Annotated in this window: 14 protein-coding genes; 12 read left to right on the forward strand and 2 right to left on the reverse strand. The window is 33.9% G+C overall.

The annotated features are described in order from the left end of the window. Window positions 1–223 precede the first annotated feature (223 nt). From GQR56_RS02540 to GQR56_RS02595, 12 genes are all read left to right on the forward strand, one after another. Window positions 224–796 carry a tRNA-(ms[2]io[6]A)-hydroxylase gene (locus tag GQR56_RS02540; protein WP_024612531.1) on the forward strand — a complete coding sequence of 191 codons (573 nt, stop codon included), beginning with the start codon at window positions 224–226 and terminating at the stop codon, window positions 794–796. Window positions 797–1036: 240 nt separating this feature from the next. After that, on the forward strand, window positions 1037–2956 hold the full coding sequence (locus tag GQR56_RS02545; protein WP_166109045.1) for a pilus assembly protein N-terminal domain-containing protein: 1920 nt from the start codon (window positions 1037–1039) through the stop codon (window positions 2954–2956). Continuing rightward, a complete protein-coding gene (locus tag GQR56_RS02550; RefSeq protein ID WP_024612533.1) occupies window positions 2953–3630 on the forward strand; it encodes a hypothetical protein in 678 nt (225 codons plus the stop codon). The genes GQR56_RS02545 and GQR56_RS02550 overlap by 4 nt, the downstream gene beginning before the upstream one ends. 963 nt (window positions 3631–4593) lie before the next feature. Next, window positions 4594–4983 carry a hypothetical protein gene (locus GQR56_RS02555; RefSeq protein ID WP_024612534.1) on the forward strand — a complete coding sequence of 130 codons (390 nt, stop codon included), beginning with the start codon at window positions 4594–4596 and terminating at the stop codon, window positions 4981–4983. Window positions 4984–5052: 69 nt separating this feature from the next. After that, entirely contained in the window at window positions 5053–5817 is a 765-nt protein-coding gene (locus GQR56_RS02560) for a hypothetical protein (RefSeq protein WP_166109046.1), read from the forward strand. Window positions 5818–5823: 6 nt separating this feature from the next. Continuing rightward, window positions 5824–7122 (forward strand): ATPase, T2SS/T4P/T4SS family, encoded by a 1299-nt coding sequence (locus GQR56_RS02565; RefSeq protein WP_166109047.1) that lies wholly within the window; start codon window positions 5824–5826, stop codon window positions 7120–7122. Further along, on the forward strand, window positions 7115–7990 hold the full coding sequence (locus GQR56_RS02570) for a type II secretion system F family protein (RefSeq protein WP_024612537.1): 876 nt from the start codon (window positions 7115–7117) through the stop codon (window positions 7988–7990). Before GQR56_RS02565 ends, GQR56_RS02570 begins: the two co-directional genes overlap by 8 nt. Continuing rightward, window positions 7987–8802: a type II secretion system F family protein gene (locus GQR56_RS02575; RefSeq protein ID WP_024612538.1), complete on the forward strand. Its 816-nt coding sequence runs from the start codon at window positions 7987–7989 to the stop codon at window positions 8800–8802. The genes GQR56_RS02570 and GQR56_RS02575 overlap by 4 nt, the downstream gene beginning before the upstream one ends. Window positions 8803–8811: 9 nt before the next feature. Then, window positions 8812–9978, forward strand: coding sequence for a hypothetical protein (locus GQR56_RS02580; RefSeq protein WP_166109048.1), 1167 nt, complete (start codon window positions 8812–8814; stop codon window positions 9976–9978). Next, on the forward strand, window positions 9975–12818 hold the full coding sequence (locus tag GQR56_RS21425; protein ID WP_231613111.1) for a response regulator: 2844 nt from the start codon (window positions 9975–9977) through the stop codon (window positions 12816–12818). The genes GQR56_RS02580 and GQR56_RS21425 overlap by 4 nt, the downstream gene beginning before the upstream one ends. Before the next feature lie 337 nt (window positions 12819–13155). After that, the gene (locus GQR56_RS02590; RefSeq protein ID WP_166109049.1) at window positions 13156–13614 is read left to right on the forward strand and encodes a response regulator; all 459 of its coding nucleotides are present in this window, start codon (window positions 13156–13158) and stop codon (window positions 13612–13614) included. 507 nt (window positions 13615–14121) lie between these two features. Then, the gene (locus tag GQR56_RS02595; RefSeq protein ID WP_166109050.1) at window positions 14122–14946 is read left to right on the forward strand and encodes an alpha/beta hydrolase; all 825 of its coding nucleotides are present in this window, start codon (window positions 14122–14124) and stop codon (window positions 14944–14946) included. Window positions 14947–15374: 428 nt separating this feature from the next. On the opposite strand, the gene GQR56_RS02600 is transcribed toward GQR56_RS02595, so the two are convergent. Both GQR56_RS02600 and GQR56_RS02605 read right to left on the reverse strand, forming a co-directional pair. Further along, complete coding sequence (locus GQR56_RS02600; protein WP_024612543.1) at window positions 15375–16334, reverse strand: sugar-binding transcriptional regulator; 960 nt, start codon at window positions 16332–16334, stop codon at window positions 15375–15377. A 257-nt stretch (window positions 16335–16591) separates the two neighbouring features. After that, window positions 16592–17593: an ABC transporter ATP-binding protein gene (locus tag GQR56_RS02605; RefSeq protein WP_166109051.1), complete on the reverse strand. Its 1002-nt coding sequence runs from the start codon at window positions 17591–17593 to the stop codon at window positions 16592–16594. Window positions 17594–17601 lie beyond the last annotated feature (8 nt).

Consider the following 17601-nt stretch of genomic DNA (forward strand, 5'->3'; position numbering starts at 1 on the left):
TATTTATGGGGAATAACCACACTGTATAGGCTCTGCCTTGCCTAAATACCAAACAGACTGCTGCAAATTTAACCTTGAAAGATCAACAGACCCTAACTAGCATAACGGGTTTAGCAATTATCATATTGTTAAATAGAGTTAATATATAAGCTAATTGGTATTGCGAGATTTTTTAAATTAAATACGTTAAAATCTCCATATTATTATTTAAGTTGTACAGATCATGTTTGAATTAAAATACCACACCCCATTTGAATGGACCGAAGTAGTGCTTGCTGACTTTGATACTTTTTTACAAGACCACGCTGCTGCAGAAAAAAAAGCATCGGGCATGGCGATGTCTATGCTTTCTCACTACCCAGATAAGCGAAAATTGGTTATAGCAATGACCGACCTAGCTCTCGAAGAAATGATTCATTTTAAAGAAGTACTTAAAATTTTAATTGAGCGTGACGTAAATTTAGGTGACGATAAAAAAGATTCATACATTAAACAAATTCGTGGATTATTTAGAAATGGTCGCGAAGAGTTTTTAATGGATCGCTTACTTGTTGGCGGTGTAATTGAAGCTCGGGGGCACGAGCGTTTTTCGTTAGTTGCTCAAGCACTTCCCAAAGGTAAAGAAAAAGAGTTTTATATCGCGATTGCTGAGTCAGAAGAAAAACATAAAAACCTTTTTGTAGAGCTTGCCTACGAGTACTTTGACAAAGCAGATGTAGATGTACGTCTAGAAGAGCTATTAATAGCTGAAGCGAAAATTTGTAAAAGCATTCCATTTACAGCGGCTCTTCATTAAGTTTTAATCGCGCAGAGTGGTTAATAAATTACACTCTGTGCATGTTTTAAGTAAAACTTCATTTCAACCCCCTAAAACGACACCGTTTAACTCCCTTTTATTCACAAAGTATTGATTTGCATTTTGCTAATCAAAATCAAAATCGTCATTTAAATAAAGCATAACTCATTAAAAAATAAAGCTAAAAAGTTTGGGTTAATAATTGCACCTATTCCTTTAAGCAAATTGAGGGAAAAGCTTATGTTAAAATTAACTTTTATACTACTGCTACTATCATTTACTGCTATAGGCAGTGAAAGTAACTTAGATTATATAGAAAACGCAAATGGTGAGCGGGTACAAAAAGTGTCGCACTTAGTTAAATGGACGCACACTCGCTTTGTGTTTAATCGAGATATTTCGCGAATAGCACTTGGTCATGAGGCCACGCTTGATGTAAATGTGGTTAATGGACGTGAGTTGTTAATTTTAGCCAAAAAGTTGGGTCGTACATCAATGATGGTATGGTACGACGATAAAAGCTCTGAAACATTTTTACTTGGTGTAACCGAAGACTACAGCGTGCTTGAAAATGCTCTCAATGATATTCACCCCGATGTGCAGTTAACGATTGCTCCAGATCGCCATGCGGTTGTACTACGTGGTGAAGTGCCAACAATTAATTATCGTCATGCTGCTTATGAAGCTGCAAAAAACTACTTATATGCAAGTAGCTCACAAGCGTCACAACCCGTCATCACGTCTAATCCTAATCAGGGAGTGTTTAACTCGCTTGCACAGCGTTTACAAGGTTTGAATAATTCAAACGCAGGGGCTTCACAAAGCTCAGGTAAAGTAGCGATTATAAACTTAATAAAAGTAACACAAGCACCTAAACCAAAAGAAGAACGTATAAGCGAAGTTATTAAATCAATGGGTGCAGATAAGGTTAAAATTAAACGTATTTCTGTTGATGAATTATCAAATGACGACAGTGACGTGTTTTTCTTATCAGGTACTGTTAAAAACCAAATAGAACTCGTGCGTTTATTAAATGTGATTAATAAATTATTTGAACCAGAATTATCAACCCAAATGCCAGGCTCTTCGCTTGATCAAAGTAGTATGATGGGCGGTTCAACTCAAAATGAAAATTCAGATATTGAAGTACTAGCAAATGAATCTGGTGGTTTATTAAATGGCGGCGGCTCAGGTGTTACTTTAAGTAATGTGAACTCAAATATTGCACGTGCAACATTACTCTCAGTTGCTGGCGGTAAAGTATTGTCGAGCATTGAAGTAGAAGATTTACCGCAAATCCGAGTGTCAGTTCAATTATACGAAGTTAACCAACGTAGATTAAAGCAATGGCGTCCGGATATTAGCGTGCTTTCTAATGGCTATCAACAGCAAGAAGGGTTATTTGGTCTAGATGGAATGACTAATCGTGAGTCGGGTTCGTCAACGATTGAAAATGCATTGCAATTAATTGGTGGGCAACTAACTAATAATTTACAACTTTCCACTTCTCAATTTGCTATTGATATGCTGTTTTCTTTATTAGAACAAGAAGGTATTTCAAGAGTGCTTTCTAGACCCACTATTACTGTACTTGCAGGTGAGAGTGCGGTGTTTAAAGTAGGAGGGGAAGTACCCGTTCCAACCACATATAGTCCATCTGGTATCGCTAGCGGACAGCAAGGTAATAGTGGGTCTGTATTTAGTGGTACTGAGTTTAAATCTTTTGGTGTTGAATTAAACGTACGTGCAATGGTTGATGATAAGGACCGAATAACACTTGATTTAAATCCTGTAATTTCAATGCCCGATACCACCTTAACAGCAGAAATAGCACAAAGCACAGGAAGTAGTTTAAATAGCAGCGCTTTTAATACGCGCAGCATGCAAACATCTACTCGGTTAAGAGATGGTCAACCTTTAATTATTGCAGGGCTAATAAGCGCTGATAGCAACTCAAGCCATGATTTTGTACCTAATGGTAGCGGCGAAAGCATGTTAGGGAAATTAAGCGAAACAACGAGTAAAAGTGAAAATAACCGTGAACTTATTATTGTAGTGACCCCTAATTTGGTGCGAGAACCAGTAAATACATTACGTTCATGGGAACCTGCTGATTTAGACTCTCAATTACTTAGTTTCATACAGGAGCAAGGACTATGAAAATATTTTACGTTATTTTACTACTTACTTTATCTGGTTGTGCTCACATTGACTATAAGCCAAGTGTTAATCCATATAGTGCTTTGGGTGATTTAGTTAATAAATATCAGTTAAATACACAGCAATTAAAGTGCGAAGGTATAAACGCAAGTAACTGTCTAACATTAGTGCATGAACTAAATCAGTTAATGCTAGAGCATCCAGGTAACACGGCTATATTGTCGATTGCAGCTTATTCATTTTATAAAAGTGGTAGAGCAAACCAAGCGCAACAAGTTATAAATACATTACTTAATAAACCTAATCCTCCATTAAATGCAATTACACTTGGTATAAGCTTGGCGATTGAGCAAGGGAATTTAGCAAAAGCTAAAAGTATTGCTCAATATGGAATTGATGTATTTGGAACTCAGTCATCACCTTACTTACAAATGGCGTCAATTCATTATGCTCAAGGTAGTTATGTTATTGCTTCTAATTATTTAGAGCTTGCCGCTAAGTTTGGATTAAAAAATACGATTTATTTTTACCATAAAGGATTAATAGAAGAAGGAAATGCTAATAACTTACTTGCATGTAACTATTATGAGCAAGTGTTATCTGTTGAGCCAGAGCATAAAAAAGCGCTTGCTAGGCGAGGAAAGCTTTCTATTTTAGGAAATTGTTATTCTTAAGGCCGAAAGGCCTTTTTTTACTCAAATTTTAAACAATCATTTATTCGCCTTAACGTAACTTTAATTTGTATTTTCTATAGTTAACTTTTCAAAGTATTAATCATGCAAGGTAGATTTACTAAAATTATGATATTTTAATAAATAACCCCATGCTTTATTACCCTTAAATTATGATCTCCCCTTATTTCTTCATTCTTTGTTTAAAACTGCGACAACAAGAAAGTACCTCAATAGTAACTGCTCTCTTTTATTCTCGAATTTATTTAATAGCGTTCGTAGCTTCACCTAATTTGAAAGCCCATAAGGTAGATTTGCGATAATTAAGCGAGATTCAATTTACATAAAATTTGTGGTTTTATATTTAGTTTTCAAATCATTCAGCCCTCATGAAGTGTGGTTATTAATATAAATAGGAAATAGTTCGTATGAATACCAAGCATGCGTTGTATTTGAACCATTGTTTTATCTATTTATACCCATTGATGTAAGAACGTAGGATAACGCAGAGGAGGTCAGTGAGATCGCTAGAACAAATACTAACATTTAAAGTTGAACACGCCCTTATACCACTATAAATATCGAGGAAAGCTTCTATGTACTATATTCAAAGCATACCACTGACTATGTTAATGCAAAGGAGTGTATGCATCGTTATGTTATATAAAAAACTAAATACAAATATTCTGTCATAAATTTAATCTTAAAATGGGTAATCTTGAATTAAATTATACTTAATCATTACTCTAGTATTTTCAACAACGTAAATACGCATAATTAACATTCTTTGTTTAGAGTTTAGAGTTGAAATTTTGATTTGCATTTTGCAAATCAAAATAACCTGTATTTAAATGCAATCAGACCAAGTTAATTTAAGTTATTGTATTTATGAGGAATTATTGTTTGGCACAGTCTTCGCATTATATAAAGTGAGCATAAGCTCTTCTAATATTAAAGGTGAAGATGATGAAAACAACCAAACATAACTTAAACAGCAAAAAGCAAAAAGGTTTTGTACTTACTTCAGAGCTAATCATTCTTTCTACTTCTATGGTAGCTGCGCTTGTAATTGGTTTATCAACATTACGTGACTCAGTAACAAGTGAACTTGAAGATGTAGCTGAAGCAATTGGTTCACTTGACCAAAGCTACGTATTTGACGGAATGATTAATGCCGAAGGTACAGCTGAAGTATCTGGTTCAGGTTTTGTAGACTCTGTTGATGTGTATGCTGGCGATGAAAGCTCATTCACCTTTGTTACATCTGACTTTAGTGAAAATGCTGCGCTTATTAGTGCAACTCCAAGTGGTGATGCAGCAACTCGTACAGCAGCAGGCGGCTCACAAGGTAACTAATATTGAATATCAGGCTTAAGGCTCACTGCCACAAACGTGTGGCAGTGAAAGTTTGTCAGGAGGAACACCATGAAAAGTAAAAGTAACAAAGGCGCAACTACAGCGGCTCTCACATTACTCATCACTTCTGGCATGCTAGCTTCTGCTTTGGGTATTAGACAAGTAAATGATGAAAACAACATAACAGCTTGGGTCGTTAATAAAAACATGTCGGTTGGACAAACAATAACTGTGCATGATGTTGCGCAAAAAAGTATTGACCCAAGTAGCTATCCAAATATGTCACTGAGTATACAAAATCCTCGGGCAATGATTGGTCAAAAATTAGCAACTAATAAAATGTTAGAACAACCGCTATTTAACACCGATTTTATACGTGCTAAAAGCCAGAATTTATCAGAAGCAATACCAGCAGGTCGCGTTTTATACACTTTAAAGTTAAACAGTTTAGATATTCCGCTATCTCGTGTTCACAAAGGGGACCGTTTAGACATAGTCGCTAAAACAAATCGTTTAGTTAAAACGGTTGCTCATAATGTACAGCTAATTGGTGTATCGAAAGGCGCTAAATCAAAAGCTGGTAAGGGTGGAGTTATGGATAACCTATCAAAAGAGTCATCATCTAACGGTAGCGTATCACTTGTTTTGGCTGTTTTACCAAAAGATGTGTATTCGTTAGCTGGTATAAACTCTGATGACAAAGTATCAATAATAGTACATAGCGCTTATGACATTGAACAAGGTCGTTTGCAAAATTTCTCTCGCTTACAAACCAGCCGTACAATTGAGGTGGTTAAGGGCGTTAAAAACGAAGCTGTTTATGTAGCTAAGTGAGTCATTATGTTTAACTTATCAAGCAAGCGTGAAGAAGTTCAAACAAATATAAGCACCTTCGAAGAGCTTAAAAAGCTACTGCACGATGCCGTAATTGAAGAATATGAGCATGATCCCTCCGCTCTTTTATCAGACAATGTCATTGAAAAAATCTCGGTTTTATGTACCGAAATCCCCCAATTTGAACAGCTTTCATTCAATCAACATCAGCAAGATCAAGTTGTACAAGCCGTGTATGACGAAATTCAAGGCTTAGGACCTATTGCGCAATTTATGCTTGATGACCAGGTTAGCGATATTCTAATAAATGACACGCAAAGTATCTGGATTGATAAACAAGGTAAATTGTTGTGTACAGCAAGTAAATTTGATGATGAGCGCCATTTACGTCGCTTTGTTGACCGTTTACTTGATGGTTGTGGACGCCAAGTAAATGCACTCATGCCTATTGTTGACGGAAAACTAAAAGACGGCAGTCGCGTACATATAGTTGTTCCACCTGCCTGTACGAGTGCTGCAATAGTATCTATTAGAAAATTTAATCATAAAAAAATAAATGAAGATTTTTTGATAACTAATAATTTTCTAAGTAAAAATATTTTATCATTTTTACAAAGCGCCGTTAAAACAGGCGTTAATATTTTAGTATGTGGTAACGCTGGAGCGGGTAAAACATCATTGCTAAACGTACTCGCAAATTCAATTAATTCAAACGAACGAGTTGTGACAATTGAAGAAAGTGCAGAGCTTAATTTACATCATAATCATGTTGTACAACTAGAAGCACACGATACTAACAGCGATGGTAAAGGAGCTGTAAATCTAAGAGATCTGGTTAAGGCCGCACTAAGAATGCGCGCAGATAGAATACTAGTAGGTGAAGTACGCTCAGGTGAAGTAATCGATATGCTACAAGCAATGAATTGTGGTCATCAAGGCTCTATGACTACCATACATGCTAACAGCGCTGTTGATGCAGTTACCCGTTTATCGACATTGGTCCAGCTACATAATGCACAACTTAGTGATACCCATACAAGTTCACTTATAGCATCAACTATACAGCTCATTGTTCATGTTTCTCGTTCTACCGATGGAAAGCGCACACTAAAAAGTATTGGTGAAATTAAGCGAGTTAATGGCGGTGCACTTTTTAGTCCTTTGTATAGTATTAATAATTCAGAACCAGTCGATGCACAATTGATTGATAACTCTACTGTTATTGAGTTCATGAAAACCCAAGGTGCAAACTCAGAAAAGTTAAAAGCATTGTTGCTAACAAAAACGGAGGCTAACAATGACTAAACTTGATTATTTATTAGCAATTGCCACCGTAATCACTTTTACACTTGCTGCGAGCGTATTTATTACTTTATACGTAAAAAAAAATGCTAGTTTAAACATAAAAAAAATCGATATTTTAGAAGAAAAAGACGTACTAACGCTTTCATTAAGAGTTCTAGGATTAAACATAAGTAATGCCTGGTTTATTAGCATGGCATTTTCTTTATCGAGTAGCTCATGGTTCATTGCCAAGCTTTATTATCCTCAAGCATCAACAAGTGCATTTATAGTTTCGATAGTTGTTTTTATTACATGTTTTATTACGGTAATAGATATTGCACATTATAAATTAGCAAAATTTGAATATCAGTTTTTAGAATATATAGAAACTATACAGTCGTGTTTAAGCACCGGGTTATCTTTGCAGCAATCAATGAAATTTGCAGATGAACATGCAGACCGCTATATAAAAAAACAGAGTACTTTATTATTACAACGTATGAGTATGGGCAGTGATGCCGAGACATCATTTACACCGTTAATAGAGAGATATAACTGTGAAACAGTTAGATTATTTGCACATAGTGTAATTACGCATACCCAAAGCCAATGCGACTTAACAGATATGCTAAAAAGTGTATGTAAAATGATGGCTTTAAGAACTCTAGAACGACAACAGCTTGAAGCAAAACTGTCTGGTACTAAGTATGCCGCCGTGTTTAGCGGTGTACTACCATACGCACTTATCCCTTTATTTAGTTACACAGATCCAACTTGGTTCGATCCTTTATTAAATGACCCTAACGGTATTGCATTTATAACCGTTGCTTTAATTTGTCAGCTATTTGGTTTTTTATGGTTAAGACTTAGTTTAAGGGTAACACTATGATTGATATATTTTTACTTGTTGGACTTTTAGTAAGTATGGGTTCGTTTATACATATTCAAAGACAATCTTTAAAAGTTGAGCTTGAGCAACCTGGTACAAAAAATATTAATTGGTACCCATTAATAGTTATATCAAAACGCCAATTAAGACAGGCTGGTATTCAGATTAACAAAATTGTTCTAAGCCTATATTGTTTTAAAGTTGCAGCCACTTTTTGTGCTTTTACAGCTATAGAGTTATCAGGCTATGACGTAAGCCGAACATTAACATTATTACTTTGTTTTATTAGTTTTTTCGCACCTGAGTTTTGGTTTTTTGTACGCAAAAATCAACGTAAAACCATCATAAATAATAGCTTAGAGTTTTTTTTACGCGTGTTACTGGTTTATATGCGTGCTGGGTTTTCGTTAGAACGTTCATTTGCTCTGGCGGTTGATCATGGGCTAAGTCAAAAACACCCATTATATAAAGAGCTAAAGTTATTTTTATTCGAACTAAGTGCAGGTAAAGATCGAGAGTTTGCATTTACTTCTCTTTATGAAAGAACGGGTGTAATTGGTATAAAAAAACTAGCTAACTTAATGTTAATTGGATCTAAATTAGGCACTCCTCTAATTCAAGCTGTAGAAGCTCAGTTAGAAAGCTTAGCGTTAAAAAAGAATATTTTATTAGCTAAAAAAGTAAATAAAAAAGCCATGCACACAACCTTTCCAATCATATTAATTTGTTTTCCGATGTTTTTGGTTTTAGTGTTTTTTCCCGCAGCATTGCAAGTGATGAATGTACTTAAAATGCTTGTAGAAGTTTTATAGGAGCGTGTAATGAAAAAATATTATCAACAAGGTTTCATTCTCACAATTGAGCTTATTCTAATAATTACAATATTAATCATCGGCTCTATCGGCGGTGTTATTTTAGTTAGAGATGCACTTATTAAACGCCACCAAGTTAAAGTAGATAATCAGATTACCGTAGTCGATGCAAACAATAAAAGGCTAGGTATTGCTATCGGTTTTGATGAACACCAAGCACCACTCGTTTTTTATACTGACCGTGAAGCAAATAACACATACCGCGCATTAATTGGAATACGGGACGACCGTTTTACCTCTCGTGAAGCCGTATATTACGATGCCCCAAATTGCCAAGGTAATCCATGTTTAAAAGGATTAAGTGACGAAGCAACAGACAGTCAAGGCGTTAGTAAGCTAAATAATACCGGTAATGTAAGTTATATAAATGCTCTACAACAGGGACCTAATTACGCAATAGGGCAGTTGGGTAACTCAGTAATAGGACAGCTATTAAAAAGCACAGCGCAAGCATGCCCAGCAAGTGGAGATGAAATTGTATCGCGCTATATGTCGCAAAAAGTAGTTACCGGATCACCATGTGAAAGTTTTGCTATAGACAAACAGCTTGCCGATAGTAGTTGTTTCGTTGGCGCTACCGCATTAGGAAATCCATTATTGGGCACAAGTGATGAGTCACTTTCCCAATCATGTGATAGTTGCCAGACAGGGTATGAACCACAAAGCGACATACTTGATTTATATTTACCAAGTGTAGAGCCATTACTAAATACAGCGCTTAATGCATTATCACTTGTGGGAGTTGGTACTAATGTTGATATAGATCTTGGCACTATTTGCTGCCCCGAAGGTACAAATCTAGAAGAGGATGAAAATATAGTAGAAACACTGGTTTTTACTATTTTAAAAACAACATTTGAATTAGCAGGAATCGACTTAGCAAATAATATAGTTATTACAGAAACATTAAGTTTGATAGGTATAGAACCAGGTGTTACGTACTGCACAACAACACTAAATTTAGTTTCTGCACAGCAAGTAATTAATATAGCCACTAACGAACCGGCATTGAATAACTTAACACCTCCATTTAGCGTTTTATTGCCAACTCATCGCGGTCAAAACAGCACTACTTGGATACATACCCCACCTACCGGGGAAGGAGCACGTCAATGAACGCCTCAAATATAGTTGAAAACCAAGCTTACTTTCCTGATGAGCAAGCTAAAGAAACCGCTAAAGATATAAAAGAAACACTCACATTACTAAAGCAATTTTACGACGTGCCTATTGTTAAGTTTACTGATTTTAGTAACCAGTTGTCTGAAAAAATTATTACTTGTGACGACTCAATTGTTATTGAGAACGAACTAACCCAATATCAACAGCGTTGTACTGAAGAAAAACTTTATTTATACGAAGATACATTTTTTGATGGTGTATTTAATAATGACAATAATAGAATCCGTTTTTATGCTCAGTTCCCAATATATAGCAATAATAATACTTTAATGGGTTTATTAATAATCGCCAGTTTAGCGCCAAAAAGCTTAGCTGGTTCTCAAAAAGACCAATTTATTTCCTTTGCTCAGTTACTGCAAACACAGATTAATAAAAGTGCCAAGCCAAGCCAAGAGACTCAATCGTCAAAGCAAAACAGTAGCAAACGTAAAAATTATATTCATATTTTTAGTTTGGCACCTGTGTCGTTTTTAATTGCATTAGTTTTATGTGCGTTTACAGCTGTACTGCTTTATAGCCTTGAGAAAAAAGAATTACAAAATGAATATAATCAACAAACCCAGCAATTACGAGAGACCTTATTCAATGCGTTAGAGCGCTTTGATAACCAAGGGTTATACATATCTCAAAAAGATTTAATAGTTGCTGGTTTTTTACAAAGTCAGAGCAGCTACACAAAAGAGCAACTTAATAACTTAGTGCAATCACAAGCAGTTGGGAATCTAACATATAAAGGGTACGTTGTTTTTGACTCTGAGTATAACCAACTTGCCTTTTGGTCAAAAAACAACTTCAATCTAGCTGCTTATGGATTTAAAAATTGGTTAAGTAAATTCAATAATAGATCAAATAAAAACACAGTTGAAGTTTTTACTGTTGCAGATACAGCGTTTTTAGTGTCAGAAATAAAAATAAATGATAGATCAATTTATACTATAACTGCATTTGATTTAAGTAAGTTTTTAAAATCTATAATCGGTAAATTAAATACACAAAATTACGATATTTATATTTCTACACCACAGTTTACTTTAGGTAAACAAGGTGAGGTTAGCCCTCGTGTTATTACCCATAGTATAAGCGCATTGAGTAATCGTTTTCCGCCAACATGGCGATTACATGTTCAACCAATTAAAAAAATCACACCCCCAATTACTACAAAATATAGTTTATTTAGACTTGGATTTATTACATTTTTAGTATTTATTTCAGTATATTATTTTTTACGATTACCAAGGCGTTTACATGATGAGCTTAAACAAAAGAACCAATTAATACTTAATCGAGAAAAGTTGTTTTCAAGTTCTATTAATGCATTACCTCATGGTTTTGCCATTTTTAATAGTAATGAACAACCTGTTATTACAAATGATGCATTTAACCAATTGTTTTCAAAAATACACAAGCAGAACAATCAATTATCTTATACACAGTTAATAAGTATCGCTCAACAACATAATATTATTAACCATTATCATGAGCATAATAAATTAGATAATGAACATAACCAACTAATAGACATTGGATTTACTGATGGGAAATGGATTACTGTACTTCAAAGACATACTAATTTTGGGGGCTTCGTATGCTATTTTCGTGATGATACAGAAGCACATCAAAAAGAGACTTTACTTGCTGATGTACTTAAAAAGTCGAAAGAATCTAATCAGTTAAAAGAAAAATTTGTAACTAGATTAAGCCAGCAATTAAAGGCTCCACTTACATCTCTGAAATCAATAATAGAGGTTTCAAAAAAGCCTATGAGTTCAGCTGATTTATCTAAGTATATAAGTAATATATCAATAGTAAGTGAACAATTAGAGTGTGTTATACAACAACTTATTAATATTAATAAATCAAAAAAAGGGAAATTAAAACTAAAAGTAAAACCGATTAATTTAAATAAAATACTAAATAATATATCAACAATTTTAAATAAAGAGGTAATAAATAAAAATGTATTAATTAATAACAATATTAATGATGATATTTCTATAATTAGTGATGAAAAATTAATATCACAATTGATTCTTCAGCTTTCATCAGAGTTTATAGGAAACTCTTATAAATCAAAACTTACTATAAATACGGAAGTTACCAAGCAAGATAAAAAAGACTTTTTAAATATACATTTTTCAATAGATAACTTAGCAAACAGTAATGATTTTTACGAACAGTTAAGAGAAGTTGTGACTAACGACACATTAAATAGTAATGATGACATTGATAGCTCATTAGAGATTAAGTTTTTTATATCGGTATTTAAAATGTTAGGTGGGCAAAAATTAGATATTAATGAACGTAATAAAACGACAACAATATCACTTTGCTTATTGATTAGTGTAACTAAACAACCGCTGTTAGAAGCGCTTAGTCCTATTGTTAGTGATGAAATTCCCGTAAAGCAAAATGTTGAAACAGCAAAAACGTTACTGTTAGTTGATGACGAACCGTTAGTTGAAATTGTTATTAAAGCCATGCTTAAAAATGAAAATATAATTATAGATTATGCATGTAACGCAATTGAGGCGATGTTGTTTGTTTCCCAGAATAACTACGACATAATTTTAATGGATATTGTTATGCCAGAGTTATCCGGAACAGATGCAATGTTAAAGATAAAAAAACATGTAGATTCAGGAACAAAAATAATAGCGCATACATCAAATTTAGATACAGATTCTAAATATGTAAAACTTGGGTTCGACGATACACTATTAAAACCAGTTAAACAGGCTGTATTAATAGAGAAAATAGGGCGCTTTTTACAATAAAAATGTGGCTAAAATAGTGAACAATTCAATACTATTCTTAAAATAATTCGCTTTTTGCTTTGCATTTTGCGAATTAAATAAATGAAAACAGAATGAAATTGATATCGTATTGATATTTAATGATAAATAATTGGTCTTATAATTGCTCTTGTACTATAAGAAGTAAATAACTAATACTTTAGTTAGGTAGCTTTTATTAAATGAAATGGCATTAATTTTTATTTAATAAAACACCTCAACTAATTTTATCTAAACATCTGGAGTAATTACTATCTCAGCTATCAAGCAATCAAAAAGTATAATTAAAAATTCGCCTGTGCTAGTTAATCCTGTATGCATGTCATCAGAAAAAAACGTTATAGACATAGCAAAATCAAAATCAATTGAAATCAGCTCTTTAAACGTAGTATCAATAAAGTTGAAACAAAAAAAATCTAACCACATACTTTTAGTTGATGACGATCCACTTGTTGAAGTTGTAATAAAAGCGATGCTAGAAGAAGAAAAGTTCACAATTGACTATGCATCCAGTGGCATAGAAGCGCTTATTATGGTCTCTCAAAATGACTACAACATTATTTTAATGGATATAGTTATGCCAGAGCTTTGTGGAATTGAAGCAATGAAAAAAATAAAAACTCATACAGAAAACACAGCGATAAAAATTGTTGCACATACATTGAATGAAAGTGCGAAAAATGATGTTGAATATAAACAACTAGGTTTTGATGGATTTATTTTAAAGCCTGCAAATAAAAATGTTTTAATTGAAAATATAAAATATTTATTAGAGTGATTAGCACCGTAAAGTAGGGTGGTTGTAACCCTTAAATATAATATATTAAAACTATAAAACACTAAGCTAGAGCTTAGTGTTTTATTTTTGACTTATAGTTAGCTCTAAATATTTTAAATGACCATACCAACCTCCAAATCCAGCTTAGTCGTTATTATTAAAAAATAACTAATATAATATCCAACCCATATTTAAATTATTCCATAAACTTTTAAAGCGAAAAATTGAAATAATAATTAGCTGTTATTTTGTAATTATTTCAAAGATAAAGATCTTTTTTCACACTTTGTTATAGCTAATTGATGGAACTGTCTATTTTTTTCAAACTAAAATGATTTACTTATATTTTATTTTTCCTTAGAACCCTTATATAGCAAGGCTTAAAAGGTTTAAGTATTCTGATAACTAGAAAGCATACTTTGTATTAGTGTTGGGATGATTTTTGCTGTACTAAATAACATTCCGTTTTATATCATTAATTCTATTTGAAATTAACGAGGCATTAGTATGAACAAAACACAGTACGTAACAGTTGAAGATCATCAGATTGCTTACCAAGATTCGGGTGAAGGCACGCCTTTATTATTGATACATGGTATACCTACAAACAAATTATTATGGCGAAATATAACACCAAAGCTTTCATCAAAACATCGTGTAATTGCTCCTGATTTACTAAATTTTGGCGAATCAGATATGCCAGACAATACTGATGTATCTATAAATGCTCAATGTAGAATAATGTGTAAGTTTTTAGATGCACTTGGTATTTCAAAAGCTAACATTGCAGCACACGATATTGGTGGTGGTGTTGCCCAATTAATGGCTGTAAATTACCCTGAAAAAGTAAACGGACTAATTTTAATTGACAGTGTATGTTTTGATTCATGGCCTATACCAGAATTTGAACCTTTACTAGAACCAGGTGTAGAAGAAAAAACGAGTGTGAAAGAGTTTGTTGATACGTTAAGAGATTTCATGCCTAAAGGCGTATTTGACTCAAACGTAATGACAGAAGAATTAATGAAAATGTATTTAACACCATGGAGTAACGAGAAAGGAAAAGCTGCATTATTTAATAATATGCGCAGACTTAATAAGGAATATACCGAAGCTATTACCGGCGACCTTAAAAGCTTACCTCATGAAACACTCATAATATGGGGTAAAGAAGATCAGTTTCAAAAGCCAAAGTATGCTCCAATGTTAGAAGAAGCAATTCCAAATTCATCACTGATCTGGTTAGACAAAGCAGCTCATTGGGTTGTTGATGAGCAACCTGAAAAAGTAGCTGAGCTTATTAGTGAGTTCATGAGTGATAAAACATTCTAGCGTTTGATACTGTAATTAAAATATAATTAATTCAGTAGCTTAAGTTCGCTAGGGTAATGATTACTAGCTAATTATTATTTATACCGTTTGGTCATATTAATAACTAAGCGGTATATTTAAACGGTATATTTAAACGGTATTTAAATATTAAAACAGTAATATAGTATAAAACAGCGAACAATAAATTTTAGGTTAAGTAGGATATTGCTCATTAAATAGCCTAAATGACGCGTATCTACGTTAACTAATGAAGGTGAGTAACTTGGTTGTGTAATTATTTATGCTATTTAACATAATATAAATTATAGGAAGTAACTGTATATAAAGAAAGAGCGCTTTATTGCGCCCTTACTATGTCCAATACTAGACGGTATCGGACATTAAGTGATTTTATTACTATAACGTAATTTATCAATCTGATTAGTTTATTAATCAATACTTAGTAAACGTTCTGCTGTGTACTCATTAGTAATTAAACCACTAATCATATTTGATCTAACAGCACCTAAAATTGCCAATACTTTTTCTTCACCAGCAGCAATTGCATATATCTGCTTATTTGCATTTGTTTTTAATGGCGTACTAGCAACTCGTTGATTAACGTTACAATCTAATAAGTTACCGTTTTTATCAAATACCCAACTAATCATTTCACCAACAGCACCAAGATCTTGTAACTCCTTAAGTTCTTGAGCATCAACAAAGCCATCTATATGTAACGGCGACTTTTCGCCTAAGCTACCAATGCCAACAAATGTTACATCTGCATCTTTAGCAAGTTTCAAATTACCGGTAATATTTTGTTGCGCATGTAATTGGTTTTTTTCTTCAACACTTCTTGGTAATACTGGTAATGGCATTGGGTAATGTTTTGCATTAGTGTGCTCGGCCATTCTTACAACAACATCGTATGGTGAAGCCGATCCATCAAGTGCCATGTTACCAAGCATCGCTACAATTTTATGTTGCGGACAATCAACTGTTATTAACTCATCAACGCACGCACGTAAAACTCGACCGGTGCCCATAGCAAGTACTTTGGGTTGTTCTGATTTTAAATGCCTTTCTATTTCTGCAGCGCCAGCTTGGGCTAAACCTAATGTAGATGCCGGCTCAGATGGATCGCTAGGTACAACTTCGCAAGAATCTAATCCAAAACGACTTTTTAACTTTTCAGCTAAATCCATACATTTGGCAATTGGGTGATCTAACCTAACTTTAATTAGACCTTGGCTAACTGATAATGCGACCATTCTTTGTGCAGATTGACGCGATATGTTTAGCTTTTTAGCTATTTCATCTTGTGTCTTACCGCCAACATAATACAACCACCCTGCTCTGGCCGCATCGTCTAGCTTTCTGATCTCTGTGTTCGATAGCTTTACCACGTAAACCTCTTAAAATAGAAGGAAAACTAAGTCCTTATTTTCATTACATAATTTTAATTATATGCGTTGCTATATAAATTATTTTACTAATATTTTGATATACAATTATGAACAACATGATTGTTGTTTATTAACGTAAATATACCATTCATTAGTAAAAAATACCTAAGTTTCATAGGATTATGTAATTAGAATTTGATTAATATCACCCTTATAATTATCTATAAGGATGATATCAAACACCACAAATACGTGCTTTAGCGTATTGTTAAACCGTCTTTATCAAACTTTAATATTTTATTAGTCGGTGCACTAAGAAATATACTGTCGCCATATTTTAATGGGCAATCTCCATCAGCTTTTACTGTTACGGTCCCTTTGCCTTCAATGTTTATATGTAAAAAACTTTCTGATCCTAAATGCTCAATTACACCTACAGTACCAGCCCAAGTTCCTTGCTCAGTTGATAGTGTTAAATGCTCTGGGCGTATACCAATACAGCTAACATTAGCGTCTTCATTTTGTGGTGCATCTATAAAATTCATTTTTGGGGAGCCAATAAAACCGGCTACAAATTTATTTACAGGCTTTTTGTAAAGCTCTAAAGGTGTACCCACTTGCTCAATAATACCGGCATTGAATACCGCAATTCTATCTGCCATTGTCATTGCTTCAACCTGATCGTGTGTAACATAAATCATTGTTGTAGCTAAACTTTTATGTAGTTCTGATATTTCTAGGCGCATATTTACACGCAATGATGCATCAAGGTTTGAAAGTGGCTCATCAAACAAAAAAGCCGAAGGCTGACGTACAATTGCGCGCCCTATTGCTACGCGCTGACGCTGACCTCCTGATAATTGCCCAGGTTTACGGTCTAAATAATCAGTTAAATTTAGAATTTTAGCCGCATTAGCAATTTTACTTTCGATTTCTGCTGGGCTAACTTTTGCTCTTTTTAAAGGAAAAGCAATATTGTTGCGTACAGTCATATGCGGATATAACGCATAGGATTGAAACACCATTGCTAAGCCTCTTTTTGCTGGCGGTGTTTTAGTTGCATCTACGCCATCTATTTCTATATTGCCACTGGTTGTATCTTCAAGCCCTGCAATCATACGTAATAATGTTGATTTACCACAGCCCGACGGACCTACAAAAACAATGAACTCACCATCTTTTATTTCTAGATCGAGTGGTTTAATTACGTTTACTTCATCAAAGTTTTTAGTTACTTGTTTTAGTGTGATGCTGCCCATGTGTATTC

It is taken from the genome of Pseudoalteromonas sp. Z9A5 (genome assembly GCF_011378875.1).
GTDB lineage: Bacteria > Pseudomonadota > Gammaproteobacteria > Enterobacterales > Alteromonadaceae > Pseudoalteromonas.

Excerpts from the sequence above, each read along its gene's own strand:
- GQR56_RS02590 (WP_166109049.1), top strand. The coding sequence starts at position 13,156 with ATGTCATCAGAAAAAAACGTTATAGACATAGCAAAATCAAAATCAATT.
- GQR56_RS02605 (WP_166109051.1), bottom strand. The coding sequence starts at position 17,593 with ATGGGCAGCATCACACTAAAACAAGTAACTAAAAACTTTGATGAAGTA.
- GQR56_RS02595 (WP_166109050.1), top strand. The coding sequence starts at position 14,122 with ATGAACAAAACACAGTACGTAACAGTTGAAGATCATCAGATTGCTTAC.
- GQR56_RS02545 (WP_166109045.1), top strand. The coding sequence starts at position 1,037 with ATGTTAAAATTAACTTTTATACTACTGCTACTATCATTTACTGCTATA.
- GQR56_RS02570 (WP_024612537.1), top strand. The coding sequence starts at position 7,115 with ATGACTAAACTTGATTATTTATTAGCAATTGCCACCGTAATCACTTTT.
- GQR56_RS02540 (WP_024612531.1), top strand. The coding sequence starts at position 224 with ATGTTTGAATTAAAATACCACACCCCATTTGAATGGACCGAAGTAGTG.
- GQR56_RS02575 (WP_024612538.1), top strand. The coding sequence starts at position 7,987 with ATGATTGATATATTTTTACTTGTTGGACTTTTAGTAAGTATGGGTTCG.
- GQR56_RS02560 (WP_166109046.1), top strand. The coding sequence starts at position 5,053 with ATGAAAAGTAAAAGTAACAAAGGCGCAACTACAGCGGCTCTCACATTA.
- GQR56_RS21425 (WP_231613111.1), top strand. The coding sequence starts at position 9,975 with ATGAACGCCTCAAATATAGTTGAAAACCAAGCTTACTTTCCTGATGAG.
- GQR56_RS02555 (WP_024612534.1), top strand. The coding sequence starts at position 4,594 with ATGAAAACAACCAAACATAACTTAAACAGCAAAAAGCAAAAAGGTTTT.
- GQR56_RS02565 (WP_166109047.1), top strand. The coding sequence starts at position 5,824 with ATGTTTAACTTATCAAGCAAGCGTGAAGAAGTTCAAACAAATATAAGC.
- GQR56_RS02580 (WP_166109048.1), top strand. The coding sequence starts at position 8,812 with ATGAAAAAATATTATCAACAAGGTTTCATTCTCACAATTGAGCTTATT.
- GQR56_RS02550 (WP_024612533.1), top strand. The coding sequence starts at position 2,953 with ATGAAAATATTTTACGTTATTTTACTACTTACTTTATCTGGTTGTGCT.